This window comes from Luteibacter sp. NPDC104163 (genome assembly GCF_055584245.1).
The window spans coordinates 178,765-205,026 of the sequence record NZ_JBVJMK010000007.1 but is presented as its reverse complement, the minus strand read 5'-3'; the positions used below and the strand labels follow the sequence as shown (position 1 = coordinate 205,026).

Here is a 26,262-nt window from a genome sequence, read left to right as displayed (position 1 = left end):
ATATGCCCATCATTCGGACGCTGGCCGGTGAGGAGCGAGCCCGGCAGTGATCCGGCGTTGATAACCTCCTTCTTCTGGCACAGGTCGACACCCGGAACGAAAACGCTGGTGCAGAGGGCACCGCGTGTTAAATTCAGGGGATTACCTACAAACGATCCTCCCATGACGAAGCAGTCCAGCCATTCCCCCCGTCGCACCCGGGCTGATGCCGGGACCTTGGTCGCCCTCGTGGTGGTGGTGGTGTTCTTTGTGGCCAGCGGGCTTCTTGCCGGGGCCAACATCCGTACCATCCGTGCCGACAATGCACAGGTCATCCGCTCCCAGGAAACGGTCGCAGCGCTCGCGGACATCCTCTCGAGCATCCAGGATGCCGAGACGGGCCAACGTGGATTCCTGCTCACGGGCAATGATGCGTATCTGGACCCATATCGCACGGCGCTGTCGGTCATCCCCACCCGGGTTGACACCATCCGCCTGGCGCTCGACGGGGACGCTGGCCAGCAGGCGCGGCTGCGGGAGCTTGGCGCGCGGGTGAACGACAAACTCGAAGAACTGAAAGAAACCATCGAGTTGCGCCGCGACAAGGGGCTCGATGCCGCCCTTGCCGTTGTCTCCTCCGACCGCGGCAAGGTCGCGATGGATGACATTCGTGCGCGTCTGGCAGCGATGCGGGCAGTCGAATTTGACCAACGCACACGTCGCCTCGCCGAGATGGAGACCGCCTACGGCACAGCGCTGACCAGCGGGGCAGCCAGCGCCTTGCTTGGGGTCGGACTCACCCTGTTTGTGGCGGTCCTCATCCGCCGCAATGCCCGTGCGCAGGCGCGGGAAGCGTGGTTGCAGATGGGACGGCTGGAGTTGGCGTCTGCCATGAGCGGTGACAAGGACATCGAAGAGGTCGCAGCCGCCATCCTTGGTTTCCTGGCGCGCTTTGCAAATGCCCAGGCGGGCGTCCTCTTTGCCCGGGCAGACGATGCGCTGCGATGTGTCGGCGCTGTGGGGCTGGCCCCGGCCGCAGGCATTGCAAGCCGGGCGGCAGGGGGCACCCTCGTTGCCCGGGCCGCTGATGAAAGGGAAGTCCTGGTTGTCTCCGACGTGCCAGCAGGCTATGTCACAGTCGGGTCCGGCCTTGGCCAGGGAGAGCCGAAGCATCTGGTGATTGCGCCCGGGGTGGTGGACGGTGAGGTTCACGGCGTCATTGAACTCGGCTTTTTCAAGGCCGTCGACGCCGATGTCGTCGCCTTGCTCGAACAGGCGTCGCCGGCGATTGCCGTGGCGCTTCGGTCAGCCGCCTACCGTGCCGAGCTCGGCCGCCTTCTCCAGGAGACGCAGCGCCAATCCGAAGCACTTCAGGTCCAGCAGGAGGAGCTTCGCGTTTCAAACGAGGAGCTCGAGGAACAAAGCCAGGCGCTGCGTGAGTCGCAGCACGAACTCGAAGAGCAGCAAGCGGAGCTCGAGCAGACCAACGCGCACCTCGCTGACCACTCCCAGCAGTTGAGCGCGCAGCGCGACGCACTGTCGGCCGCAAATCGTGCCATTGAAGCCAAAGCGGAAGAAGTCGAGCGGGCAAGTCGCTACAAGTCAGAGTTTCTTGCAAACATGAGCCATGAGCTCCGGACCCCGCTCAACTCTGCGCTCATCCTCTCAAAGCTCCTGGCCGACAATGCGCCCGGAAACCTCACCGATGAGCAGGTCAAGTTTGCCCGGACCATCCACGCGTCGGGCAACGACCTGTTGACGCTCATCAACGACATCCTGGATCTGTCCAAGATTGAGGCGGGGCATGTCGAGACGCACCCCGAACCGGTGTCCGTCGACGCGCTTCTCAGTGACCTTGCCGCCCGCATGTCCCCGCTGGCTGCAGAAAAGGGACTGAGCTTTGCCGTGACCGTCGAATCCGGCTGTCCGCCCGTGATCGAGACGGACCGCCAGCGACTCGAGCAGGTCCTCAAGAACCTGCTGTCGAATGCGGTGAAGTTCACCGAGACCGGCGGCGTGACGGTGTCGGCGCGTTCCGAACGGGGTGGCATGGTTGCATTTGCGGTGACCGACACGGGCATCGGCATCGCGCCCGACCAGCAGGGACGCATCTTCGACGCGTTCCAGCAGGCCGACGGGTCCATCAGCCGCAGGTACGGCGGCACAGGACTCGGTCTGTCCATTTCCCAGGAGCTCGCGCGCCTCCTTGGAGGCGCCATCCATGTGGCAAGCGAGCCGGGCATGGGGAGCACGTTCACCTTGACGGTGGCGTCGGCATTGGATGGGATGACGGTCGGGCAGGAATCACGTGCGCCAGCGCTACCGGAGCCTGTACGCCGGCGCGTCGACGCGCCTGTACCGGTCCCCGCCCTGACCCCCGCGCCCGCTGCTTTTTCACCCTCGGTTCTCCCCGGACGCGATTCGGAGGCAGGGCGCCTCATCCTGGTCATCGAGGACGACGCGGCGTTCGCGGAGATCGTTGGCAGTCAGGCGCAGGGGATGGGGTTCCGCACCATCCACGCCAGCACTGCGGGTGAAGCGCTCATCATGGCACGCGAGCAGCTTCCCCAGGCGATTGTTCTGGACATTGGTCTGCCGGATCAGTCGGGCCTCCACGTGCTCGATATCCTCAAGCACGATGTACGCACCCGCCACATCCCCATCCATGTCGTCTCCGGTACGGACCATTCGCGTACAGCGCTGTCGCTCGGTGCGGTGGGATATCTCGTCAAACCGGTGAGCCAGGACGACCTTGGCAGTGTCCTCGACTCGCTCGAGGCCCGGCTATCGCAACGTCCGCGGCGCGTGCTGGTGGTCGAAGACGACGCGGTCCAGCTTGACGCCATCCGCCATCTGCTGGCCACGGCAGACGTGGAAACGGTGGGCGCGGCAACGGCGGCCGAGTGCCTCACCGCGTTGAAGACCCAGACCTTCGACTGCATGGTCCTTGACCTCTCGTTGCCGGACACGTCGGGCCTTGCCCTTCTTGAAGCAATGAGCGCCAGCGACGAGCACGCCTTTCCGCCGGTCATTGTGTACACCGGCCGCGTATTGTCGTCGGCGGAGGAAGATCGCCTGCGGCGGTATTCGAATTCCATCATCATCAAGGGGGCGAAATCCCCTGAACGCCTTCTTGATGAAGTGACCCTGTTCCTCCACCAGGTGGTGAGTGAGCTGCCTGAACCCCAGCAGGGCATGGTCCGCGCGGCACTGCATCGTGACTCCGTTCTCGAGGGGCGACGCATCATGCTCGTCGAGGACGATGTGCGGAACGTCTTTGCCCTCATGAACGTCCTCGAGCCGCATGGATGTATCGTTACCGTCGCCCGGAACGGTCAGGAGGCGATCGACCTGCTGGCGCAATCGGGCTCTGGCGGCCAGGAGCCAATCGAGCTTGTCTTGATGGACATCATGATGCCCGTCAAGGACGGGCTGACCGCCACGCGGGAAATCCGTCAGGACCCCCGTTTCGGAAAGCTGCCCATCATTGCACTCACGGCCAAGGCCATGCCCGACGATCGCGCCCAGGCCCTTGAAGCGGGTGCAAGTGACTATGTGGCAAAGCCGCTGGACGTCGACAAGCTGCTCTCCCTCATCCGCGTCTGGCTGACTGATCGCCGCTAGAAGCTCATATCTGTTGCGGAGCCCATGCATTCCCTCGGTAAGGCCACCGTGGTCGTGCTGGGCCACTGTTGCGTGCTGACCGCGGCGATCCTTTAAGGGATACATGGGCTGCCAGTCATCCAGGACGTCCGGGTGAGGAGGGCCAGCAGGACGGCGTCCGGTGCTCTTGAAGGACCGGACCTGCCTCCACTGCGGCCAGGTCCACTGACGCCTGATGTGATCCGACGGTGCGAAGCGCGGCCCCGACCAGGGCGTCTGGTCGGGATGAGGCAAGGACGTCCGCCTATTCGCGGGCAGAGCGACTGGGAAAATCGTTCGTCGCATAGAGGCTTTCAGACGCCGCTGAGGAGGACGAACGTATGCGGACGGTCGAGGACTAGTCCGGCTCTGCAGGAGGCAGTTGGCCTGACGGCAACGGTAACGGAAACAGTCTTGGTCGACGGGCGACGAGCGCCGGCCTTCAGATCCGTCAATTCGACCGTCGGCTGACCGCAGGAAGTTGCGTCCTCACACGATCGCCTCTGGATTTCGTATATGTGACGCAGGTCCATTCAAGATATCCACATGTCAAACCCCTCCTTGTTCAACCGCCTGACCACATGGGCGGCCAGTGCCTCGGGCACGCCTGCGGCATCCATCGGCGCTGCGGTCCTCGTCGCCATCTGGGGCGCATGTGGCCCGGTGTTCCATTACAGCGAAACCTGGCAATTGGTTATCAACACCGGCACGACGATAGTCACGTTTCTCATGGTCTTCCTGATTCAGGGCTCTCAAAACCGCGACTCTTGCGCGGTCCATTTGAAACTCGACGAAATTATCGGCGCGCTCAAACACGCGAACGATGAATTGATGGATCTCGAGCATCTGGACCAAGCGGCACTAGACAAGATTCGCGACGAGTACGTGCGCCGGGCCGAAAGGGCACGCCGGTCCGGTGAGGGCCGTGGGATCTCAGCCGACCCGGGAGTCGGGATGACATGACCCTTGACAGGGTAGAAGCGGACTTCCCCGCGGTGTCCGCAGACCAGTCCTGTCAGGAAAGGTGAGGCGGCGCAGGGCGTCTCCAGGGGGATGGGGCCGTGTTGCGTACCGACACCGATGAAGGCAACGAAGGCAGGTCGTTGACCAGCAGGGCAGGGTCGCCGGGACGAACTTGGCCTCGGCGGCGCCGTGTACCCTCTCACCTTCAGGTCGTGTTGGCCGATGGCGCTTTGCTATATCGGCGGCAGGCCTTGCGGTGGCCCGCGGGAGTCCTGGCGGGCACTGAGCGGAAGGCCGTGCCAGAGGCCATGGGTACGTCCCTTGGCGAGGCCAGGACGTCCCAGGCGGGCTTGCGCCGCTAACCGATCCTGCCGGCAAGACGACAAGTCGGCTTGCAGTGGTCCCCGAGCCGTCACCATTGTGCATCACCCGGTCCGGGCCAGGCAGACGCATGCCCACGGGGGACAAGCGGCTCCGACGCGCATCACTGTCCTGCAAGGCGAAGCGCCTGCTGGATGCGCGTGGGCCACTGCCCTCATCAGCGCTCACCAGGACGCTCCGCCAACGCTCGGACCCTCGGCCACGGACCCAGCTTCTGGCGCCTGCCACTGCTTCGCGCCTTCTTGATCCGTCCCTCGTAACGATGGGCCATGCCCACCCTCGGATGGTTCCTCTTTGCCGCTGGCCTGCTCCTGGTCACCTCCTTTTTGTCGGGGTGGATTCGTCGGGCACCGGTGACCACGTTCGCCATTTACCTGCTGGCGGGCATCGCTGTGGGACCAGGACTGTTGGCGCTGACCCGACTGCCCCTGACCGCTGATCACATTCATTGGCTCAGGTCGCTCTCCGAGGCGGCCATGGTCGTTTCCCTGTTCATCACGGGGCTGAAACTGCGGCTGCCTTTCTCCCACGGAGGCTGGCGGATGGCGTTGCGTCTTGCGCTGGGCGGCATGGCCCTGACGGCGGCAGGCGTGACCCTTCTCGCCATGGTCGCTTTGCAATGGCCCCTGCCGTGGGCGCTGGCGCTTGCCGCCATGGTCAGCCCGACCGATCCGGTCCTGGCCTCGCTCGTATCGGTCGATGACGCGAGGGACGACGATGCCCTCCGCGTGGCAATCTCCGGAGAGGCCGGCCTGAACGACGCTACCGCGCTACCGGTGCTGGTCCTCGCGTTGGCGATGATCCCCGGAGTGACATTCGGTCAGGTCTGGGTGCACTGGCTGTCGGTCGACGTCTTCTGGAACTTGACCGGTGGGGTAGCCATTGGCTTTCTCGGCGGCTGGGGGATGGGGCGCCTCGGTATCCATTTGCGCCACGCTGCACGGGATGTGGCGCCGAGCGACTTCCTGGCGCTCGGGATAGTGATTGGGGTGTACGCCGTCGCCGAGTCCCTTCACGCGTCGGGCTTCGTGGCGGCCTTTGCCTCCGGCGTCGGCCTGCGCAGGGTGGAACTCCGGGTCAGTCAGCAGGCAGCCAAGGATGTCCGTGCGGACCCGGCCGACCTGGCGCCGGCTGAGACGCGGGTCAACCCGAACGAGCGGGCAGGTGCAGCCATCGAGCATCCCGGTCATGTCGCGGGTTGGGTGGTCTCCGATGCCCTGTCATTTGGCGAGACGGTGGAGCGTCTCATTGCCGCCGCCTTGGTCATGGCGGTCGGCGTCGCGGCGATGCCAGCATTGAGCTGGACTGGGATAGGGGTCGCGGCTTGCTTGATGGTGGTGATTCGACCTGCCTCCGTCTGGCTCTCGACCATCTGGAGCGGAATCCCCTGGCAGCGACGGGCCATGATCGGCTGGTTTGGCATCCGGGGACTGGGCAGCCTGAACTATCTTGCGTTTGCTGTCGGGCATGGGCTGCAACGGGACCGCCTGGGCACATTGGAGGGCATCGTCATCACGGTTGTAACCGTGAGCGTCCTGGCGCACGGCGTCAGCGTGACCCCGCTGATGCGGTGGAGATCGCGCGCCCTGGGGGCTGGGGCATCCGGGCTCCCTGCGAAGTCGCCGCGTCTACAATGACCATGACCCCGGGGCAAAATTGCTGCTAAAGCCTCAATCCCGCGGCCGAACGCGCCACGCGTCCCTAACCCTCAATTGCCCATGCACGACGCTACGTTGCGGCAAAGGACACATGATCGCCTTTCTGGAATTTTCTGTTGCCGGTCGCGGGCAAAGTGGGGTTTGCGTCGGCCGCCATGTCAGCGTCGTCGGCGGTGCCGACCCGGACGGGCTGCGTCGAAAGGGCGGCCGCCACTCTCGTCCGGCCCGACATCAGGCGGTTAGGCATCGACGATGTCATCACGAGGTTTCGGGCCATCCTAGGTTGTCCCAATGAGTGCCTTGTCATGACCCAGTTCGCTCCCTATACCGTGGACATCGCCGCCCAGCCAGTTGTCGGCAAGGGCTACATTGCCAGCTTTTCCATCGGCCGGGTGGACGGAGGGGTCCTGTGCCAACGCACCCTCCCCGAGTTTCTACCTTCGTACAGTCAGGCGCTTTCGCACGCGTACGACATTGCCCGGGCTGCCGTGGACGCGTTCAGGCTCGAGGACGTGGAGCGGTTGGGACAGGATGTCATTGCCGCAGCATTGGTGGCCGCAATCCCGGTATCCCGTCCCTGATCGATACCGACGCCTCATGGCAAGCCCGCCAGCGAGCGGGACGGGGGCGCTGGCCCGGCGTTGTTGATCTCCGCTGGACGTTGTCGGTATGGGACATTATTTCGATTTCCCGGCGTTGAAGCAGGGTCGGCTTCGCCGGCTCGGGGATCGGTGTGACTGCCCGTGACTTGCGAGCCGCAGCGCCGTAACGGCAGCGCAGCAAGTCCTGGGGTGACATCGGCAGGACGCACGCTGCAAACGGGCTGTCAAAGTCCCTGGTCCACCGTGCGGGGTCGGTGCGACAGGGGACAGGACACAATGGCAACAGGGCGGGTCGACACATGCATACAACGCGCTACAGGAACTTCATGGTGCTCGTTCGTGAACTGCGCTCGGAGGGCGCGGGAGAGTCGGCGTTGCCGGGCCTCTTTGGAATGACGCGCGCTGAGCTCGACCGAATCTTCGGCGGGGGAACCATTGGGGATGCCACCGCAAGGGACCTCGAGTGGTCCATGAACCGCCCCGCGGGATGGATGGATCGCGCGCATCCGGACGATGTGGATTGACGACTCCTTGCCGGACGCTGGCAAGCAATTCGGCGCGGCGACCTTCAGCGCTGTAGGGATCCGGCCCTGTTCACGTCACGAGACCTGTTCGAAGGGTTTGGCGTCCCGGATGGCCGCGTCAAAGAAACGCCCCTTGGAAGGCGCTTGCATCAAACGCACATGAAGCAGCGGCTCAACATTCGAGTAGCGATAGACCGCGCCCGAGAGAAATTCGATTTCAAGGATTCGATGGTCCGGATCATAGCCGACCGAGGCAAGAACAGAAGAGCGGACCGGTTCGCGCAACACGGGGACACCTAATAGGCGATGGGATTGCACCATACCGCGATTCTCTCCCTTTTTTCAGCAGGGGATGTTGTGCGCGAGTGCGCAGGTCAGGCGGCATGGCATGCTTCATCAATCGCACGGTTGAGCGCCTGGCGGTCGAAAGGCTTGATCAATCGCGCAGCCGTCAAAGGCGCGTCCTCGGTGGGCTCGTCGGGGTCCGAGAGCATCACCACAATGGCCATGCCGGGATTCTTCAAGCGTGCCACGGCCAGGTATGAGCCGGAGCGATCCTCTCCCGGAGCGGGAACGGCAGCAGCGAGAAAATCGACCCGCTCGCGGTCAATGACAACGGCCGCAGCCCCAAGGTGCGTGGGGACACAAAGGACGTCGTAACCATGGTCACGCAGGCAATCGGCAACGGTGTCGGCCACAATCGGATGAGGCTCGATGACCACGGCAAGCGGTCTGGAATGAGGGGAAGTCAAGGAACACCTCCTGTTCAAGCCCCGACGGGCGTCCGACCCCGCTCCAATACGCCCATCGCCCCGCCTGGTCAAGCCATCCGCTCCGGCGAAAAAAGCCATAGTGCGACGCGCGCTCACGCTGCTGTTCGCCTCGACATGCTCTTAACACTGAATTTTCTAGTGTTTCCGCCGATTTTTTCGATCGGAGCGCGCCATGGAGACCGTGCTCCGCAGGAGCCTCCTTCATGACGACTACTGGTTCGATGGGCGAAGCCAACCCTCTGGCCCAAAGTGAGACCCAGCTTCGACTGCTCATTGATGGCGTCGTTGACTGTGCGATTTACATGATTGACCCGCAAGGATACGTTGTCACGTGGAATGCGGGGGCCCGCCGCATAAAGGGCTACGACGCAGCAGAAATCATTGGCCGGCATTTTGCGCAGTTTTATACACCGGAGGACCGCCAGGCCGACGCTCCTGCGGCCAACCTCGCTAAAGCTGCGAAGGAGGGCCGATCGGAGGGGGAGGGATGGCGGATGCGCAAGGACGGGACGCGCTTTTGGGCGCATGTCATCATCGACAGGATCAGCTCTGCGGAAGGCGAGGTGCTGGGGTTCGCCAAGGTCACCCGCGATGCCACCGAGCAACGAAACGCGAGAAGGGAACTCGACGAGGCCCGTGAAGCCCTGTTCCACGCTCAAAAAATGGAGGCCCTGGGGAAACTGACGGGCGGAGTGGCGCATGACTTCAACAACCTTCTGATGGCCATCCGGGGCAGCCTCGACTTGATGAGATTGAGGCTGCCGGATGATGAGCGCACCGAGACCCTGGCTCGAATTGCAACGGCCAGTATCGAGCGCGGTACGAACCTTACAAGGCGCATGCTGGGATTCGCGCGCCGTCAGACGCTTCGCCCCGAGCCAGTCGATCCAGCGAAGCTTGTTCATGGCTCGCTCGAACTCCTGCGGGCGACGGCGGGGCCGGGAGTGGACGTTGCCACGCAGGTCGCTCCTGATATGCCCCCCATCTTTGTCGACCCCCATGAGCTCGAGCTTGCGCTCATCAATCTTGTCCTCAACGCGCGCGACGCGTTGCCCGGCGGAGGACACGTTGTGGTGGGCGCCGAGCCTTCCGACGTAGCCTCGCCGGGGCAGGAGCAGGGGCAGGGACGTTATGTGTGCCTGTCGGTGACCGATCACGGTGTCGGCATGGATGAAGCCACGCGAGCCCGAGCGATGGATCCGTTTTTCACGACCAAGGAAACAGGCAAGGGTGTTGGTCTCGGCTTATCGACGGTCCACGGGCTCGCCGCCCAGTCAGGTGGGTGGGTGACGCTGCGCAGTGAACTCGGTCATGGGACCAGGGTCGAGTTGTGGCTGCCCGGCATGGAGGGTCAGTCGGGAGGTGTTGTCGCACCATCTGCCTTGTTAGGGGCGTCCGCGTCCCCTTCGCTTCGCGTCCTGCTCGTCGACGACGACCCCTTGGTGCATCAGACGGTCGCAGCGATGCTGGAAAGCCTGGGGCATGCGGTATTGAGCGCACAGCATGGGCAGCAGGCCTTGGACCTCCTGGAGGGCGGAGCTGCATGCGACGTCCTCCTGACGGATTACGCCATGCCGGGAATGTCCGGGCGTGACTTGGCACTGGCGGCACACACTTTGCGTCCGCACCTTCCCATCATCGTGGCGACGGGCTATGCCGAAGTTGACCCGGCGAATCTGCCTTGGGTCCGTAAGATGACCAAGCCGTTCGACCGGGAGGTCCTTGCAGGAGCGTTGCGGTTCGTCCTGCCGGGGACGGGCCCGGCACGCTCCGGACCATGGCAGCCCACTGGTCGTGATTCCTGACATCAGTTCGCCCTTTGTCACGAAACAACGACGTGCTGTGCACGATCCTCGGCCAAGGACAGCGGCTCGCCACCCCGGGTCCCGTTGCCGATGCCCCTGTTGATCAGGGGCTTTTTTCTGTCGCCACGCGTCGACTGGGTGGCGGTTTGGTGCTCTGGAGCAGCAATGGCGCATGTTCGCATCTACATCATGTATCCCGCCCACAATTCGCGTACGTGGCACGTTTCAATCAACGGTGCCGACGGTGAGTCATACAGTGACGGACTCCTTGCGCTACAGGCCGCTTGTGACAGGGCCCGGGTGATGGAGCAGATGGGCGATGAGGTGACCGTCCTGCAGGAAGACGCTGCCGGCGTGTGGCACGTGGCAAGGGAATGAACTTCGGCGCTCCTTCGCGTTTCGTGCGAAAATCCCAGTTGTTTGTCCCGGGCGCGGCCCGGACACCACCGCTGCCCACCTGGAGCGAAGATGCCAATCAGTCGCCACCCTCGCATCGTCGGCTTCGACGTCCCGCCGCTCAAGGAAACCGTTGACGTCGTGCGCGACGCGCCGCTGGTAGCAATGCTCGACATGGTGCCTGTCCCGTCGTGGACAGATGCGTTTTTGCTCGAGACGGCGTCGATCAAGGGCCCTCTGGCTTCAGCCCTGCTTTCGCTTGAAGGGGATCGCATCCTTTTTTTTGCAAGTGCGCAAGGCAGCCGGGCGTGTTGCGATTCCGTCCGAACCCTTGTCGAGAAGGTCAATGCCCGAATGGCCGCGGGCGGCGGTCCGCGGCCCTCCCTGGTTCGAGAGCCCCAGCGTGTCAAAGCCGGGCTTAGACACGTGCTCGTTGTCGAGGACGACGAGGCCCTGCGGGAGGTTGCCTGCGATGTCCTGAATGTCGCCGGCTGGCTGACGACTCCGGCGGCCAGCGTTCCGCAGGCGCTGGAAGCGCTCGATGACGGCGTCTTTGACGCAGTTCTGACCGACATCGACCTCGTCGAACGGGGGGATGGACTTGCGCTCGCACATACTGTGCGCAAGTCTTGGCCGCGCATGGCGCTCGTGGTCGTCACGGGGCGTCATGCCGAAGGTGCACTGGAAGTACCAGAAGGAGCGATCTTCCTGGCCAAGCCCTACCAGCGCCGACAGCTTCTCGCGGTACTCGACCTCCTGGCCGGGCCGGTCTGACAGGTCAGGAGATCGGTGACCCTCTGTGGGACGACAGCGGCCAGCAACGGTTTCGCTACCGGTCGGGGTCGCGCGCCGCGTCGCGACCGGACATAACAGCCGGGCCGTCGTAATCAATGCCACGGACGGGGCTCATCGGCAGTATCGGCTTTCGGGTGGTGTGGGCCCCGAGGGCGGCCGCGCTGGCCCTGACCAATGGTTCCCCATCTGGTTGCTTGATGCTGCCTGGGTGATCGTCCAGGCGCGCAGGGTTGAACACAGGTAAGGGTACTCTGGAGTCGACAGGGACCCGTGAGCCATGGAGACCATCGGGGCCCCTCCGCCTGCCTGATGGGGACGGCCTTTCCGCCCTGACGTCTCCCTTGGCGGTGGTGCATTGGGCGCGTCCGGCCCCGGGCCCGCCGCATGGCCACTTTGTTGTTCTAACTGGCGAGACCCGGGTTCAGCTGCATTCTAGGCATCGAGCAGGCTGGGGAGCGTGGCGACGACGTCGGGGTGCGGCGCGACGCTATCCGGGGATTCCGTGCGAAGGGCCCGTTCGACCAGGAGATTGCGTGCGGGGCCGTCGACCGTTTCATGCAAGTCATCGAGCCAGTGCCAGGGTACGCCCATCAAATGTTCCACCGAGCGGGCGAGGAAATCCGGCATTGGCGAGCCCGCGAGCAGGGCCCTTAGCCGTTCGGGCGTCATGGACGGTCCGAAGGCGGCCGCCAGACGGTGCGAGCCGGCGAGGCTGCGGCTTTCGAGCGCCGCGCAGAGCGCTCTGAGGTTGGCGGTCCGGTTGGCCCCGGAAGAATTGGTCATGGCAGAAGAAGAGCTGTTGACACAAGGTGCATCTGTTAATCGGCCGCTTCCGGCGAAACTTGACATTCGGGCCTACCATTTGCCGGGCACTGCTGTCTTGTGAGGTTTTGCACTGCCCTTCGAAGGCTGACCGGTCGACCAAGGGGCTGATGGCAGGGTTTCACGCAGGACCGACGTCGGCCGTTACGTGCTTGCCCCCGGCCGCGCACCGCCGAACGCCCCGCCCTGGCTGGTTCAGTCGGGTGGCGGCGACCTCCGTGACTTCCTGTGAAGTGCGTTTACGGTGTCGGACAGCGATGCAAGGGCAGATGCACTTGCCGGACGCGGAACCTGACCGTGTTCTCGCAGATCGTCGGCCAAGAGGGCGGCGGCCGCCTCGACTTCGGGCAACCCGAGAATAACGGCCAGTTCCTGGATCCGAAGAACGCGGAAGCGCACTTCGGCGATGTCGTAGACGAACAAGGCGTCGCGCAGGCTCGCGCCCTCCTGCACCAGGGCAGCGGTATCGATGACGGCACTGTTGTCGGTCATTGCGGTTCCGGTGCAGACACTCGGCGGCGGTACAGCGTGCGCCCCTGGAGAGCGGACTGTCCAGATCAAAGTGCAGGCCGGACCCGCCAGTGAGCCGGTGCATCCCACGCGTCTCGGGGGCAAAGGGAAGGGTGGGCGCAGTCACCCCCCGGCTACGCCTCGCGGTTTGCCAGGCTTTGGGGCGGCATATCTGACGCGGTCGCGCATGCTCGACGGGTCCGCTCGCGCGGGTTTCACTTGGCATGCGCACTGCCTGCGATCAGTCCAGGGTCGTCCTCACCGCCGGACTGGTTTGTCTCGCCCGCGACAGACCCGTGGCAGGTCTTTTGATACGGTTCAGGCGACCGGTGCCACGGTTCGCTCCTGCGCGGAGGGCGTGGCCGTTAGCGCTGGCGGCCTGGTCAACAGAGGCAGTGCGGAGCCCGGGCGCGATGGTTCCTGCATGGCCTAAGCATCCGGCGCCGAGGCACCAGATTGGCGGTCAGACGCATCCTGATGGAGAGGAAGAGTCGATGCCCATGGACAAGCAGTTGTCATTCGGGAGTTATCTGCAGCGAAGGCGGCTCGGCAGGGGTGGCGTTGGACGATTGGTCGAGAGCCTCCGAACTGACATGGAGCTACCCGACATCGAAACGTGGATGCAGTTCGAGAAATATCTCGCCTCTCGCAATCCAGAAGGACTCGACCGCATGGCCGCGATGACATTGTGGCAAAGCTACAAGAGCTGGATGAGACGACATGCGTAGCACTTCGCGGCGCCATTATTTGGAAGTGCCGCCTGTCCCGCTCGTGGGAGAAGACGCGGCCTTGCGGCAAAACATGAAAGAAGTGGTTGATAATGCAAAATAAGAACACAGGAATTTCCATCGTTGCATTGCTGTGTGCTTTTGTAATTCACTACTTTGTATATGCGTACCGCTTTATGTGGTATCTCGATGATTCCGGTCTCGTCAAATTGCTTTCGGCGTATGCAGCCTTCATTTTGGCGATGGTCGTTGTTTTTTTGGTTCTTCCAAAGTGGTGGGTCATGGGGCCGCTCGCGTTGCTCGCCATGTTCGCTCCGGCGATCATTGGCGTGCATTATCTGGTGCCCATCGGATCGTTGTTCGTTTTCGTGACCATTGCTTGCTCAGCACTGTTCGCGGGCGTGGCCATGTTGAGGTCAAAGAGCGTCACGCGTTCCAGGGATCGGCATGGAAGGCCGTAAAGGCCAGGTTTTTCGCGCAAGTTACAAACGCGCGGAATGAGCAGCGATGTCTCAAGATTATTGAGGCGCTTCGCCCAGGAATCCCTCTTTGGAAAAGTCAGAGGTTCACCCAAGGCTGGATGCATCAAGACGAGCGGCTTCCGCGGTTGCGTCGGGCCTGCAGGCATTCTGAACACGACCACCGATCTGCAGAACTGCCACTGAGGCGACCGGTGCACGATGAGATTGTCACAACGAGGCTATTGCCGCTGACGTAACCGAGTTCGATCGGGTGACAAAATCGGCGCCGCAAGATCGATTCGTTTATCCACCGTCGGTAGCGGCTGCGTGTAACGGTCATCGGGCAGCCTTCGGAGACGAAAAGGCATTATTGCCCCTTCGTAGAGACTGCGATACCAATGGTGCACCTGACCCCGTCGGCGCCGAGTTCATAACTCGTCTCGGCATCGAATTGGTACGGCAACGCCCGCTCAATCAGCTCTCTGCCCTGACCGGTGCCCTGCGGGCGACTGCCTTCGGGCGGCATGAGCACGCCACTTTCCTGCCACTCGATGTGCAGCCAGGGAGCATCGGTGTCGCGGGAACCGAGGCGCCATGTCACGCTCAAACGCCCTTGGGGTTGGGAGAGCGCGCCATATTTCACCGCGTTGGTCGCCAACTCATGAATCGCCATGGCCAGGGTTTGGACCGTGGACGAGCGCAGCCGCACTCCGAGTGGACCACTTAGCACGATCTGATGCGCCGTTCCGTCCATGGCTGAGAATTCGGTGTTGACCAACTCGTCGAAAGTGACCCGGTCGTGTTCATGGAGCCTCGACAGCAAGCCCTGGGTCCGCGCTAGGGCATCCAGACGCTCGCGGAAGAGATGAGTGAAATCGTTGATATCTTCGCTGGCTGCAGCTGTCTTGTCAGCCATGGCCTGCACCACACCGATCAGATTGCGTGTGCGGTGCTGCAATTCGGCCACGAGCACCCGCTGACGTTCCTCCCATTCGCGGCGCTCGGTGATGTCCCGCATGGCGCCGACCATACGGGTGGGCGTGTCGTTCTCATAAAAGAAGCGGCCACGGCCGGCCAACCAGTGCACCGACCCGTCGGGATGGATCGAGCGGAACTCGTGGATGAAGTCGGAGTGTGTTCGCAAGGCCTCCTGCAACGCGGCCTCAGTCGGCGCGCGATCGTCCGGGTGGACCCGGTTCAGCCAATGGGCATAACTCGGCCGCACCTCGCCAGTAGCGTATCCAAGGAGGTGGAAATGCTCGTCCGACCAATGGATTTGGTCCGCAGCCATGTTCCAGTCCCACAGACCGAGCTTGCCCACGCGCACGGCGCTGCTCAGACGCTCCTCGCTCGTCATCAGCGCCTGCTGGACGCGCTTCTCCTCCGTCACCTCATGCCCGATGCCGCCAATAAGGGCGATCCGGCCATCAGCGTCGGTGATCGGGAAATCCGTGTTGCGCAGCCAGCGGATCTCGCCGTCGCTGGGCCGCTGGATGCGATACTCGAAGACCGTCTTCTCCCCCGCGCGCACTCGGTCGATCATGGCGGCGGCGTGGGCGCGGTCTTCCGGGATGATGAGGTCCAGCCAGCTTCGGAAGTTGTCGCCTTCCAGCGCCTCCACCCGGCTCATACCGTAGATGGTCTCAAATGCCGGCGTCAGGTATACCCATTGGAGGTTGCCGGCGTCTCGCAGCCACAAGACATCCTGCGCTGCCTCGCCGAACTGGCGCAGGCGGTCTTCGATCTCTCGTCGGCGCTCAGCATCCGCGCGGCGCGCGGTGATGTCGGTAGCCACGCCGAACCACTGTGTGATCCGGCCCGTATTATCGAGCATGGGAACGGCCCGCGAGAAAACCCAGCCAGTTCCACCGTCAGCCAGTAGCACCTGGTGCTCCAACTCGAAGAGCGACTTGGTCCGGATCGCGTGGTCGATCGCTTCGACCACTAGGGATCGCGCTTGCGGTGGGATGTAGCGCTCCATCCAGGTGTCGAAAGGGGCGAGGGTCTCGACCAGGGTGTCACTGTCGAGCTGGAACATAAACTGCCAATCGGCGCTCATTCGGTAGATCGAATAGGCCCCGGCGGTCACCAGCGCCTGGTAGCGTTGACGACTCTCCCACAGCGCCTACTCCTGGCCCTTGCGCGCACTGATGTCGTGGAACAGCGTGCCGAGCCGCCCATCACTGGGCGCGCCCACGGGGAATGCATAAACGTCGTACCAATGGCCCAGCGCCTCGGCGCGCTGTTCGAACCGCTCGGGCTGTCGCGTGGTGGCAACACGTCCGTAGATCTCAAACCATGCTCGCTCATGGGCCGGCACCAAATTCCGCATGCGTTTGCCGACCACGTCCTTCAGCCCGGTCTGGGCTTCAAACGCCGCGTTGACCTCGAGGAACTCATAATCGGCAACTTTACCGTCCGCGGCAAACACCAGCTGGAGGGTGCAAAAGCCCTCATCGATTGCGTCGAGAATGGCCCGGTAGTCGGTCTGGTCGCTGCTGGTCCCTGATACTTCGGGGTAATCGAGGCTCGTACCCGGCTTCGGGATTTGCCGCGTGCTGTCACCCATAACGCGATCCCCGGCGATATGATTCAAAGCTCCCATATCTTCGGCGGACACAGTCCATGCGTTGCTTACGCATGAGGCCGGCCATCGCTCGCGCGTGGAAGTAACCGTTCCACCGCGCCCTCCAGAGCATTCATGCCCATGGGCTTTTGACAGACAGGTACGTCGTTGAAGGCGTCCGGCAGGCTCGAATCGTCGTAGCCGGTGGCCAGCACAAAGGGAATCCCTGCGGCCTGCAGATGCTCAGCGACAGGGGTGCATAGCTCGCCGCCGAGATTCGCGTCGAGCACGGCCACGTCGATAAGCGGGCTGGCGCTGACCAGCCGGATCGCCTTGGCGACGCTCGGTACAGGGCCAATCACCACGGCGCCTCGCTGATTCAGGTTCGCCACCAACGCGTCGGCGAGAAAGAAGTCGTCCTCGACCACGAGGACGTATAGACCTTGGAGTACTGAGTCGGTCGCCATCGTGCGCCCTCGGTTCCACGTCAGCTGGTGGTAGACCCGAACTCGTGACGATCGGGTAGGCGAAGCGCATGCAACCTGCGCTGTTTGTGGCGCATAGCGCCGAGGCAGCGCCGCAAGAGGCGGGCGCCTCGCTCCGGTACGGGTTGTTAACCGTTGCGCCGCAGCGCCTTGACCCCCCACGGGACCTTGGCGGCGATTGTTCAGGGTTGTGAGGGCCAGGCGTCGCGTGAGTCCGTCGGAGGCGATGGCGTCACTTCTGTGGACCTTTACGGTGTGCACGGTCAATCGCCCTATGGCACGTTTCCCGAGCCGAAGACCACACGCTCCGAGGCGCTAAATGATGGCGAGATGAGCGAGTTTCCGGTGCGTCATCGAAGCAGAGCCCCCATCACGGCCGAATTTCGGATGCTGAGCGTGCGCGGGTGGATGGAACAGCAAAGAAAATTTTGCGAAACGACACATGTGCCTCGCCCGGCACCGCGCGCCGTCGCTGCCTGGGATGGCTGCCGATCGGCAAGACCCAAGCCGGATCGGACGGCATCCGTTGAGCGGCCTTAGCCCAAGCACTGCGCCCTTCTACCAGCGCTCACAATCGACTGAAGCGTTGTGCGTGGATGAAGCCATACCCAGTGCGACACGAAACGACGGGGATCTGCGGTCGCACGCGGCCTGTCAGGGAAAGCTTTACTCGCACGGGTCCGGGTCCGGGTCCGGGTCCGGGTCGGGGTCGGGGGCGTGGACGCGGCGCGCGGCCTCGACAGCGTGCCATAACGCCGTCCAGGACGGTCTTCCGTAGGCTTGGGTCCACGGTGGCCGCGTTCGGCGTTGCGTACTAGGATGAGCCTCGTGACATCGGGGCTCGGTCATGACGCTCGAAGATGTGATTGCCACCGCAACGCAACTGGCGGCCGCCGTCGAAGCCGGCGACCACAAGGAGGCCCGCCTGCTCGCCGCTGACGTCTTCAACTTCGCTGGCAGGGCCGAGCTCCAAACGGTGGCGCAGGCAGCGCAACGCGTGGTCGATGCCCTAGAGGAAGACCTGAGCGAGCAGGGCGACCTGGGCCTGGCCATGATCGTGCTGGCCGATGAGATCGCCCTGGTTATCGATGGTGCGCGCGAGCCCGACGAGGAAGGCTAAGTTTTCTATCTCATCCGCCGCAGGGCGGCGGACTGGCCGGGGCCACGTTGGCAAATCGTTCCGTCTCCGTTACCCTCGCGCCGCCATGCGTGAGCATCGCACGATGCCGGCGCCTCCTCCCGGTTGCGCTGTCGTCCCTGTAACTGTAGTCAAGGATGACAGGTCCTTCCGCCTGACCTGACGGGCAGGCGGAAGGATTTTCGCCGTAAAGGCTCAAGCCCAACCCCCGTATTGGCATTCGGCATCGGCGAGCCGCTGGGAGCGGGAGCGACCGCAGTCGCGTTGGCCCAACGCCTCCTGGACCCGTGGACCGCCCATGGCCCCCGTCGGTGGGGCGGCGCTGTGTTCATTGAACCCCGCCGCGCGGCGGCCCGAACTGGCGAGGACCGGCAGCAACCCGATCCCCGCCCCCGCTGATGTCAGCCGGCCCTTCGGACACCCAGGCAGCCGCGCGAACGACCGCATGGCGGACGTGCCCCAAGTAAGTCACCAGCCGCCCACGCCTCCCGGCGAAGCGGACCAGCTTGCCCCCGGGATCGACGGGAAAACAGCGAAAGCCGGGAACGCTGAAAGGGTGTCACAGGCGACGCGGTCAGGAAAAGCGACCCTGTTGGCAAATCGAAGGCTTTTGACCGCGCATCATCAAAAAAAGTAGCAACCTTCGCTCAGCCTGAGCAGCTGTCGGATGCAGTGAGTGCAGAATCCTCGCCATGTGTGGCGCCGGGCCCGGTGAGCGACGGGCCACGATGCCTTGGCCATCGGTCTGTGCAAGTCAGGGCATGGGGCATACCCGACGCGGCGATGTGGGAGAGCTTTTCGAGGGGCGTGCTCTGTCGAGCGCCGCAGATACTCGCGAATCGACGGTGGTGAGAGACCGCGCCATAGCGAAGTAGACAAACGATTCAGGAGCTTGTTTAACAATTTCGTCGGGTCGGCTCCATTAGGTGCCCCTTACTTCTATTAGCCGTTGCGACTCACTGGCTGGCGGACGACGCGACAGGGCAGAGAGGGGCGGGCTCTGTCCCGGCAGTGCACTGCGTCATCCCATGCGGACATTGGGTATCGATGACGTGAGCGGGCATGCCCAGGCGGGCGCATTTCCCGCAGGGTCGCAGCAGGGTGAATGAAGTTGCCCCATCGATGCGTGAGGGATACCTAGTCCGTGGGCGCTCTGGCCCATGCGGTAGGCAGATGCTCGCCGTTACAACCCGACTGACAGATGTAAAAAGACTCGTGTTTTATAAACGTGAGGACCGATCCATCGGCCAGCGTCACGCGCAAGGGGCCCTTTGCAGCGCCGCCGGACTTCATGGCCCGCGTCTCTTCCACCGAGGTCACCGCCTGCTTCACCTCGTTGGAGCCCCAGTTCCACGAAGCCGTCCCACGTTCCCCCTGAATGCGGATGTCGGCGCTCGCAGCCGTCTCCTGGGCGACGAGATGCAACTGGAAATCATGTGAACAGGCGGGCAGGAGTGCGACCAACATGCCCGAAAGCGCCACGCCTCTCAAGTTCACATGCAACTCCCGTTGTCCCGTCGCCGGTGTATCGGCCCGGCAACCGGAAACTTGAGAACTATGTACGGGTCGGCGGCGAGTAATGCACCGCCGGCGCAACCCTCATGTGCCGCCGGTTTTGCGGGATCGGTGCGATCGTTCGGCACGTCAGCCCAACGTGACATCAGCCGCCCGCTTGTGGCATTGCACGCCTGTCGAGGGCCGTCCCGCCGCGTGGGTCCGCAAGGCACCGGGGGCACATCGCGAATTCGGGAAGCGCATGGGGCGAGGACTATCCGTGCATGCAGGCAGCCATGCCAGGCATGAGCGCCGGACATCCGGCCAGAAGACCGGGAAGACGCATGGGAGATTTGCGGCCAGAAGGAGACCAGGCTCGATTGAAGGATGTCTGCGGTTCATCCGGGACCGCGAGCCGTCGGGACGGAGACGCCGGCACGTCCGCGAGCAACTGGGGGATGCATCCCGGCAAATGCGTCACGGGCCTGCACCCAAAGCGGTCCGCCCAAGGCACGAGTGCCGGTCACCCGGCACACGAGACCGGCAGTGTCGGCTAGAGGGGGCCCCGGAAGGCAGGCACCCTTAGGAGAGCCAGCAGGCGCCGAGCGGCATCAATTCTCCCCTCATGCGGCGCATTGCGGCGGCAGGATCTCACCAGGCGTGCTGCGTGATCGATCACGGTCTGGTCCGCATGAATGCGGGCAGCCGACTCAATCCGATGGGCGAGGAATTCCACCTCCGCCCAGTCTTCGTCCGCCATCGAGCATTGAAGATCGGCAGCGTCGGCCAGGAACCCGTCCCGACCGGATTGCTCAGCAGGGTGCATGCCAGCCATGCGCGCAATCATTCCAGTCCAGGCCTCGTGGCGACGTTCAAGGCGCCGCCATCTGCCGCCACATTGCTGAACGGTTGGACGGCCCGAGTACGTGTTCGGCGTGCCACGAGGGTGCGTAGGCACCGCGTTCCAGGCGGCCGCTCGACCCGACCGCGACGGCGGCATCCGCGGCACGGCCACCTTCTGGCAACGGACGCCAACCTGGTCATGTTCGTGGCGCAACCAGATGACATGCCGCACAACGCCATGCAATCAAGCCCGCGCTATCCGACACAACATCTTCACGGGGCCGAACCAATTGCGAGCCTCTTCTCTCAAAGCCACTGAGGATGTATCGATGTCTAGCCGAACCATGAACCTTCTTGTTGCTGGCGCTATCGCAACCGTCGTCGGCAGCTTCGCCTGCGGGGCGGCTTCCGCCGAGGACTTCACGCCCGCGCAGAAGAAGATCCAGGGGGAACATACCAAACTGGTCAAGTCCGGAAAGGTTGAGCCGTGCTTTGGGACTGCCCTGAAGGGACAGAACGACTGCTATGCCGGCGCGGGCACGACCTGTGCTGGTACCAGCACGCAGGACTATCAGGGCAACGCGTTCAAGCTCGTGCCGAAGGGCACCTGCACGGCGGTGAGCACCCCGAACGGCCCCGGAAGCCTCTCGCCGAAGGTCTGATGCCAAAGCCCATCCGGCGGTGCCCGCGCCGGATGGGCTCCCCAAGGCGCTTCCATTCGCATTCAAGGCGACACCGTGTCTATGGTCTGCCCAGATCCCTCGATTATCCAGGCTGCGCCGCGTGCCATGCCGGTGGAGCGGCGGTGCGGCGTGAGCCTCAAGCCCGAGCACTACCGCGCCATCCTCGAGACCGGACCCGCCGTGGCCTTTTTTGAGGTACATGCCGAGAACTACATGGGCGCGGGCGGGCCTCCCCATCGCTACCTCACCGCCATCCGGGAGCGTTATGCCATCTCCGTGCATGGCGTAGGCCTTTCGCTCGGCGGCCAACTTCCCCTGGACCGCGCACACCTGGACCGCCTGAAAGCGCTTGTGGATCGATACGAGCCCGCGTTGTTCTCCGAGCACTTGGCCTGGTCCACGCATTCGAGGGGTTTTCTCAATGACCTCCTGCCATTGCCGTATACGGTCGACACGTTGCGCAAGGTCTGCGAGCACGTCGACGAGCTGCAGAGCCACATCGGCCGGGAAATGCTGCTTGAAAACCCTGCGACGTATATCCGTTTCGAGGAGAGTACGTTCGAAGAAACGGACTTCATCAATGAGATTGCCCGCCGGACAGGCTGCGGTATCCTGCTCGACGTCAACAACGTCGTCGTGTCGTGCGCGAATCATGGAACGGATCCGCTGGCCTATATCGGGCGCATCGACGCCGGCTCTGTCGGCGAGTTCCATCTCGCTGGCCATCAGCGGGAGGACGCGGGTACCGGCGACGAGGTGCTCATCGACACGCATGATCGCAGCGTAGGTCAGTCGGTCTGGGCCTTGTATGAAGCCGCGCTCGCGCTCACCGGTGCCCGACCGGCCATGGTCGAGTGGGACGCAAGTATTCCCGGGCTGGATGTGCTGGTGGCCGAGGCTGCGCATGCAGACGGTATCGCAGCGGGCGTGCTCGAAGCCGCAGCCCATGCGCGAGCGTCCGGGTGCCGCCGTGGCTGAGCGTCGCGTCTGCCTTTATTTTTCCTGGAGCCGGCCGCTCGAGACGGGCGCGGCGCTGGGCGAAATCAACAATCGCTTCCCCGCATTGTTCGAGACGCGCCGTATCCACTATCCACGCTTCGAGCACCTGGCGTGCGGGCGGGATATCGACCAGGGCATAGCCGGGTTTCTTGATCACATCCAGCTGCCCAACTTCCGCAACTTTCTCCAGCTGGCGAAGGGCATCACCCGTCACCAAGTCTTGCTGCTCGAGCGTGTCAGCGACAACTTCGGGACGCTCGAACTGACCGATGCGCTCCTTGGCGAAATCGATACCCTGATCATCATCAGCTTCGATGCCATGCAGACAAGGCAGCGCCCCTCGCCGGCTGAGATGAAAGCCCTCCGCCGCTTTCTCCGGACGCCGGACAACATGCTCTTCGTGTGTCCGCACCACGACATCGGGGATACCGCCGGCGTCGCTCCGAACCTGCGGGACCGGCACCAGGAAACGGAGTTTCACCATCACGGTGATCGCTCCATTCCGCCTCAGCAACGGTTCGGCGGTTTCGGGCGCGCCGTGCTTTCCGGCCTGGGTGTGCCGGTGGAAAATCGATTCGGCCTGCGGCCGCGGCTCGATAGCCATGGGACACCCTGGCCGTTCCGGGCCGCTCGTGCCCTGGACCGGTGGGGGTTGTTGAAGGACGTAGAGACCTTCAACGCGCATCCGCACTTGCCGCATTTCGAGCGACTGGGCCCGGCGCGGGAGAGTCTCGATGTCCTGGTCCAGCAGCAGGTCGAGCCGACGGCGCTGCCGCACCCGTTCTGCGACGACGGTTGGCGCGACTTCGATGCCATGCTCCAGTCACGGCCTGGCGTGTTCCATGGGACCTTGCTCGTGTGCGACTCCACCCTGTGGAGTTCTACGGCGGGAGGCCTCGCCCAGCTCCAGATGTTCTGGTCGAACGTCCTTCATCGGTCGAAGGCGATGGCGGCTCTACCGACACCGTCGGGTGCAAAGCCGTGAGTGCCCGGCTTGAGACCGGCTGGCAGTCGCGTTTCGGCGACGCCGTGCTTGATCCTTCGCTTCCCGTTCCCCGTGGAATCACCGGCGGACCACGTGCCAGTGTGGCGCGGCGCTTCAGTGTCTACCGGAACAACGCGGTGATGGGGCAGGTGCTTACGCTTGAGGATGCGTACCCGGTCACCGCCAGGCTCGTCGGCACCGAATTCTTCCGCGCCATGGCGTGCGCATATTGCGTCGGTGAGGTCCCGCATTCCCCTGTAATGGCGGAGTACGGCGGGTCGCTGCCCGCTTTCGTCGATGGTTTTCCTCCCGTGGCTTCGCTCCCGTATCTCGGTGATGTCGCCCGGCTGGAACGGGCCTGGGTCGAGGCCTATCACTCGAGCGAATCCCCGGTGCTCGAGCCAGGTGCGCTCATGGCGGCCATCGGCGGGGACGCGCACGCGCGGTTCGTCATGCATCCTTCCGTGAGGCTCCTCCGTTCGCCGTACCCGGTGGTCTCCATCTGGGAGGCGAACACGGACCCGTTGGCTGCTCGGGTCGTGCATTTGGGTGAGGGCCCGGAGAGCTGCGTCGTCGCGCGGCCGTACCACGATGTCGAGGTCTACCGGCTTGGGAGTGGAGGCGTCACGTTTCTCGCCGCCTTGATACGCGGCGAAGACCTGACGGCTGCTGCGGCGCTCGCGGTCAGGGAGGCCGACGACTTCGATCTCGTTTTTCATTTACGCCTGCTGGTCGAAGCGCGCCTGGTCGTCGCATCGGGCATTGGCGCCCAAACCATGGAGATTTCCGGTGATTGATAATGTGAGTCGAGGCTCGCGCTTTACCTGGCTGGCCCGCATCCACGCAGCGCTTGCCGGCATCGGTGCCGCGTTGGCGCCGATCGCGGTGCGGATCGCATTGGCCTTGCCATTCCTGCGTTCGGGATTAACGCGTTGGGAAGGATGGTTCAGCTTGTCGCCGGCGACCACCTATCTCTTCGAAGAGCAGTTCAAGCTCCATCTGTTCGGTGCGCAGGTCGACATCCCGTGGCCGGACCAGGTCGCTTGGCTGGTCGCGTGTGCGGAGATCGCATTGCCTCTGCTGTTGCTTGCTGGGTTGGCTACGCGCGCCGCTGCCTTTGGCTTGCTCGTCATGACGGCCGTGATCCAGCTCGTCTTCCCCGACGGTTGGGCGAACTTCCATTTGTACTGGGCTGCGCTCGCCCTGGCCGTGATGGCACTCGGGCCCGGCCCCGTGTCACTTGATCGGCTCTTGTCCCACAGGTGATGGGCACTGCGAGCTGACGGCCTCGAACGGGAGGAACCATGGACGCCGTTATAATGACAGTCCTCCTGCTCTCCACCGTGGTGGTGAGCGCGGTGCTGACCCGCGCGCTTGGCCAGCGCGTGCCGCTGCCGCTCGTTCAGATCGCGCTCGGGAGTGCATTGGACCTGGCCCATCCGGTGGACATGGACCTGTCTCCGGACACCTTCTTCCTGCTCTTCCTTGCGCCACTGCTCTTCCTGGATGGCTGGCGATTGCCCCGCGAAGGGTTGTTCGCGGACAAGGGAACCATCGTGTCCCTCGCGTTCGGGCTGGTCTGCCTGACGGTCGCGGGCGTCGGTCTGTTCATCCACTGGCTCATCCCGACCTTCACCATGGCAGGCGCTTTCGCGCTGGCAGCTATCCTGTCGCCGACCGATACGGTGGCGGTGACCTCCATGGCGGCGCGGTCACCCATGCCGCCGAGGCTGATGCTCATCCTTGAAGGCGAATCGCTCCTCAATGACGCCTCTGGCATTGTCTGCTTCCGGTTTGCGATCACGGCTGCGGCGACGGGAACGTTTTCCGCGGCCCATGCGCTTGGCACGTTCGCCTGGGTAGCGCTGATCGGCCTGCTGGTAGGGACCGCCGTCTGCCTCGTTGCGAATGCCGCGAAGGATTGGGTGGCGCGTTCGCTGGGCGAGGAAGTGGGCGTGCAGGTCCTTGTGAGCCTCATCATCCCCTTCGTGGCATACCTGGTAGCCGATGCGCTGCATGCCTCGGGCATCCTCGCGGCCGTTGCGGCGGGCATCACGATGGGCGTTGAGGAGCGGGCGGGGCGGGCGTCAGCGTTGACGCGCGTGCGCAGGCGCGCTGTGTGGGACGCCGTCGCGTTCGCGGGAAATGGCGTGATCTTCGTTGTGCTTGGGCAGCAGCTACCGGCGATCATCAGTGCAGCGAACCGGGCACTCGGCCAGGCGGCCAAAGCCGAGCTCTGGTGGCTCGCGATATACGTTGCTGCCATCTGCGTTGTCCTGACGATGATCCGCGCGGTCTGGGCGTGGGTGGCATTGCGCTTTCGCCAGCACCGCGCGTCCCGCTGGCGTGGCGCGTTCAGTCTCGCTGAACTGCGCGTCGTAGGGATCACCGCGGTGGCGGGTGCAAGGGGCGCCGTGACACTCGCCGCCGCCATGGCGATTCCGCTTCAGACCGGATCAGGAGAGCCCTGGCCGGCGCGTGACCTTTCCATCTTCCTGGCCGCCGCCGTGATCGTCGTCTCGATGGTCTGCGCATCTGTCGGTCTGGGGCTGCTCACGAGGAGTGCTGAAGCCCCGATCGGGCACGCTCGACGTATGCCTTGAGTTGTGCGTGCATCCGCGTGATCTCCCTGGCGAAGAACCAGGTGATGGCTCGCCCGCCGAAGCGCACCGGGCCGTGGGGCGTTACCCGAAGCGTACGGGAAAGCTCCGTATTGGCGCCAAGGTCGGTGAGGGTATCCGTGACGTCAATGTCCAGTCGTCCCAGCCAGCTGGGCCGGAGAGACATCGGCTGGTGGTAAGCAATGCATGAAGGTCGACGCAGGCTGACGACGACGCCTTCGCGGACGCCGAACAGGCTCCGCTCGGTGTAGCGCGTCCCTTCTGTTATGGGTCCTTCGGAGATCGCCTGCGTTCCCTCGAACACCGCGGAATGGGGTAGCCAGTCACCATACCGGCGCAAGTCGGTCAGCACATCGAAAATGGCTTCGGGTCGTGCGCGGATGGTGATGATGAAGACGTGCTCCGGCAT

At 63.8% G+C, this 26,262-nt stretch carries 26 protein-coding genes; 16 read left to right on the top strand and 10 right to left on the bottom strand.

Annotation, left to right across the window (positions count from 1 at the left end):
• The first annotated feature begins 162 nt into the window (after positions 1–162).
• The 3 genes from ACZ6YI_RS11205 to ACZ6YI_RS11195 all read left to right on the top strand — a co-directional run bounded on the left by ACZ6YI_RS11205 (position 163) and on the right by ACZ6YI_RS11195 (position 6,602).
• Positions 163–3,603 carry a response regulator gene (locus ACZ6YI_RS11205; protein WP_465778717.1) on the top strand — a complete coding sequence of 1,147 codons (3,441 nt, stop codon included), beginning with the start codon at positions 163–165 and terminating at the stop codon, positions 3,601–3,603.
• Positions 3,604–4,167: 564 nt separating this feature from the next.
• Positions 4,168–4,584 carry a low affinity iron permease family protein gene (locus ACZ6YI_RS11200; protein ID WP_465778716.1) on the top strand — a complete coding sequence of 139 codons (417 nt, stop codon included), beginning with the start codon at positions 4,168–4,170 and terminating at the stop codon, positions 4,582–4,584.
• A 650-nt stretch (positions 4,585–5,234) separates the two neighbouring features.
• Positions 5,235–6,602, top strand: coding sequence for a cation:proton antiporter (locus ACZ6YI_RS11195; RefSeq protein WP_465778715.1), 1,368 nt, complete (start codon positions 5,235–5,237; stop codon positions 6,600–6,602).
• Positions 6,603–6,693: 91 nt separating this feature from the next.
• Here ACZ6YI_RS11195 and ACZ6YI_RS11190 read toward each other — a convergent pair whose 3' ends face one another.
• Entirely contained in the window at positions 6,694–6,900 is a 207-nt protein-coding gene (locus ACZ6YI_RS11190) for a hypothetical protein (RefSeq protein WP_465778714.1), read from the bottom strand.
• 28 nt (positions 6,901–6,928) lie between these two features.
• On the opposite strand from ACZ6YI_RS11190, the gene ACZ6YI_RS11185 reads away from it, so the two are divergent.
• The gene (locus ACZ6YI_RS11185) at positions 6,929–7,204 is read left to right on the top strand and encodes a hypothetical protein (protein ID WP_465778713.1); all 276 of its coding nucleotides are present in this window, start codon (positions 6,929–6,931) and stop codon (positions 7,202–7,204) included.
• 620 nt (positions 7,205–7,824) lie between these two features.
• Here the strand turns inward: ACZ6YI_RS11185 and ACZ6YI_RS11180 are convergent.
• Both ACZ6YI_RS11180 and ACZ6YI_RS11175 read right to left on the bottom strand, forming a co-directional pair.
• On the bottom strand, positions 7,825–8,037 hold the full coding sequence (locus tag ACZ6YI_RS11180; RefSeq protein ID WP_465778712.1) for a KTSC domain-containing protein: 213 nt from the start codon (positions 8,035–8,037) through the stop codon (positions 7,825–7,827).
• A gap of 86 nt (positions 8,038–8,123) precedes the next feature.
• Entirely contained in the window at positions 8,124–8,501 is a 378-nt protein-coding gene (locus ACZ6YI_RS11175) for a hypothetical protein (RefSeq protein ID WP_465778711.1), read from the bottom strand.
• A gap of 224 nt (positions 8,502–8,725) precedes the next feature.
• Between ACZ6YI_RS11175 and ACZ6YI_RS11170 the strand changes: the two genes are divergently transcribed.
• From ACZ6YI_RS11170 to ACZ6YI_RS11160, 3 genes are all read left to right on the top strand, one after another.
• Positions 8,726–10,327, top strand: coding sequence for a PAS domain S-box protein (locus ACZ6YI_RS11170; RefSeq protein ID WP_465778710.1), 1,602 nt, complete (start codon positions 8,726–8,728; stop codon positions 10,325–10,327).
• Between the two features lie 165 nt (positions 10,328–10,492).
• The gene (locus ACZ6YI_RS11165; RefSeq protein ID WP_465778709.1) at positions 10,493–10,705 is read left to right on the top strand and encodes a hypothetical protein; all 213 of its coding nucleotides are present in this window, start codon (positions 10,493–10,495) and stop codon (positions 10,703–10,705) included.
• 90 nt (positions 10,706–10,795) lie between these two features.
• The gene (locus ACZ6YI_RS11160) at positions 10,796–11,497 is read left to right on the top strand and encodes a response regulator (protein ID WP_465778708.1); all 702 of its coding nucleotides are present in this window, start codon (positions 10,796–10,798) and stop codon (positions 11,495–11,497) included.
• A gap of 453 nt (positions 11,498–11,950) precedes the next feature.
• On the opposite strand, the gene ACZ6YI_RS11155 is transcribed toward ACZ6YI_RS11160, so the two are convergent.
• Positions 11,951–12,301: a hypothetical protein gene (locus tag ACZ6YI_RS11155; RefSeq protein ID WP_465778707.1), complete on the bottom strand. Its 351-nt coding sequence runs from the start codon at positions 12,299–12,301 to the stop codon at positions 11,951–11,953.
• Between the two features lie 234 nt (positions 12,302–12,535).
• Complete coding sequence (locus ACZ6YI_RS11150; RefSeq protein WP_465778706.1) at positions 12,536–12,832, bottom strand: hypothetical protein; 297 nt, start codon at positions 12,830–12,832, stop codon at positions 12,536–12,538.
• Between the two features lie 518 nt (positions 12,833–13,350).
• On the opposite strand from ACZ6YI_RS11150, the gene ACZ6YI_RS11145 reads away from it, so the two are divergent.
• Together ACZ6YI_RS11145 and ACZ6YI_RS11140 are read left to right on the top strand one after the other, a co-directional pair.
• On the top strand, positions 13,351–13,578 hold the full coding sequence (locus tag ACZ6YI_RS11145) for a hypothetical protein (RefSeq protein ID WP_465778705.1): 228 nt from the start codon (positions 13,351–13,353) through the stop codon (positions 13,576–13,578).
• A gap of 92 nt (positions 13,579–13,670) precedes the next feature.
• Positions 13,671–14,039, top strand: a complete 369-nt coding sequence (locus ACZ6YI_RS11140) for a hypothetical protein (RefSeq protein ID WP_465778704.1) — start codon at positions 13,671–13,673, stop codon at positions 14,037–14,039.
• 367 nt (positions 14,040–14,406) lie between these two features.
• On the opposite strand, the gene ACZ6YI_RS11135 is transcribed toward ACZ6YI_RS11140, so the two are convergent.
• The 3 genes from ACZ6YI_RS11135 to ACZ6YI_RS11125 form a co-directional block, all read right to left on the bottom strand.
• Entirely contained in the window at positions 14,407–16,098 is a 1,692-nt protein-coding gene (locus ACZ6YI_RS11135; RefSeq protein ID WP_465778703.1) for a PAS domain-containing protein, read from the bottom strand.
• A gap of 66 nt (positions 16,099–16,164) precedes the next feature.
• Positions 16,165–16,608: a PAS domain-containing protein gene (locus ACZ6YI_RS11130; protein WP_465778702.1), complete on the bottom strand. Its 444-nt coding sequence runs from the start codon at positions 16,606–16,608 to the stop codon at positions 16,165–16,167.
• A gap of 65 nt (positions 16,609–16,673) precedes the next feature.
• Positions 16,674–17,033 carry a response regulator gene (locus ACZ6YI_RS11125; RefSeq protein WP_465778701.1) on the bottom strand — a complete coding sequence of 120 codons (360 nt, stop codon included), beginning with the start codon at positions 17,031–17,033 and terminating at the stop codon, positions 16,674–16,676.
• Between the two features lie 904 nt (positions 17,034–17,937).
• On the opposite strand from ACZ6YI_RS11125, the gene ACZ6YI_RS11120 reads away from it, so the two are divergent.
• Entirely contained in the window at positions 17,938–18,210 is a 273-nt protein-coding gene (locus tag ACZ6YI_RS11120) for a hypothetical protein (protein ID WP_465778700.1), read from the top strand.
• A 1,155-nt stretch (positions 18,211–19,365) separates the two neighbouring features.
• On the opposite strand, the gene ACZ6YI_RS11115 is transcribed toward ACZ6YI_RS11120, so the two are convergent.
• The gene (locus ACZ6YI_RS11115; protein ID WP_465778699.1) at positions 19,366–19,695 is read right to left on the bottom strand and encodes a hypothetical protein; all 330 of its coding nucleotides are present in this window, start codon (positions 19,693–19,695) and stop codon (positions 19,366–19,368) included.
• Positions 19,696–20,894: 1,199 nt separating this feature from the next.
• Here ACZ6YI_RS11115 and ACZ6YI_RS11110 point away from each other — a divergent pair.
• The 6 genes from ACZ6YI_RS11110 to ACZ6YI_RS11085 all read left to right on the top strand — a co-directional run bounded on the left by ACZ6YI_RS11110 (position 20,895) and on the right by ACZ6YI_RS11085 (position 25,835).
• Positions 20,895–21,227 (top strand): BufA1 family periplasmic bufferin-type metallophore, encoded by a 333-nt coding sequence (locus ACZ6YI_RS11110; RefSeq protein ID WP_465778698.1) that lies wholly within the window; start codon positions 20,895–20,897, stop codon positions 21,225–21,227.
• A gap of 81 nt (positions 21,228–21,308) precedes the next feature.
• Complete coding sequence (gene bufB / locus ACZ6YI_RS11105) at positions 21,309–22,226, top strand: MNIO family bufferin maturase (protein ID WP_465778787.1); 918 nt, start codon at positions 21,309–21,311, stop codon at positions 22,224–22,226.
• Positions 22,195–23,232 carry a hypothetical protein gene (locus ACZ6YI_RS11100; RefSeq protein ID WP_465778697.1) on the top strand — a complete coding sequence of 346 codons (1,038 nt, stop codon included), beginning with the start codon at positions 22,195–22,197 and terminating at the stop codon, positions 23,230–23,232. The genes bufB and ACZ6YI_RS11100 overlap by 32 nt, the downstream gene beginning before the upstream one ends.
• A complete protein-coding gene (locus ACZ6YI_RS11095) occupies positions 23,229–24,029 on the top strand; it encodes an HvfC/BufC family peptide modification chaperone (RefSeq protein ID WP_465778696.1) in 801 nt (266 codons plus the stop codon). The genes ACZ6YI_RS11100 and ACZ6YI_RS11095 overlap by 4 nt, the downstream gene beginning before the upstream one ends.
• A complete protein-coding gene (locus ACZ6YI_RS11090; RefSeq protein WP_465778695.1) occupies positions 24,022–24,498 on the top strand; it encodes a DoxX family membrane protein in 477 nt (158 codons plus the stop codon). Before ACZ6YI_RS11095 ends, ACZ6YI_RS11090 begins: the two co-directional genes overlap by 8 nt.
• A gap of 53 nt (positions 24,499–24,551) precedes the next feature.
• Positions 24,552–25,835 (top strand): Na+/H+ antiporter, encoded by a 1,284-nt coding sequence (locus tag ACZ6YI_RS11085; RefSeq protein ID WP_465778694.1) that lies wholly within the window; start codon positions 24,552–24,554, stop codon positions 25,833–25,835.
• Here the strand turns inward: ACZ6YI_RS11085 and ACZ6YI_RS11080 are convergent.
• Positions 25,786–26,262: an SRPBCC family protein gene (locus ACZ6YI_RS11080; RefSeq protein WP_465778693.1), complete on the bottom strand. Its 477-nt coding sequence runs from the start codon at positions 26,260–26,262 to the stop codon at positions 25,786–25,788. The genes ACZ6YI_RS11085 and ACZ6YI_RS11080 overlap by 50 nt on opposite strands.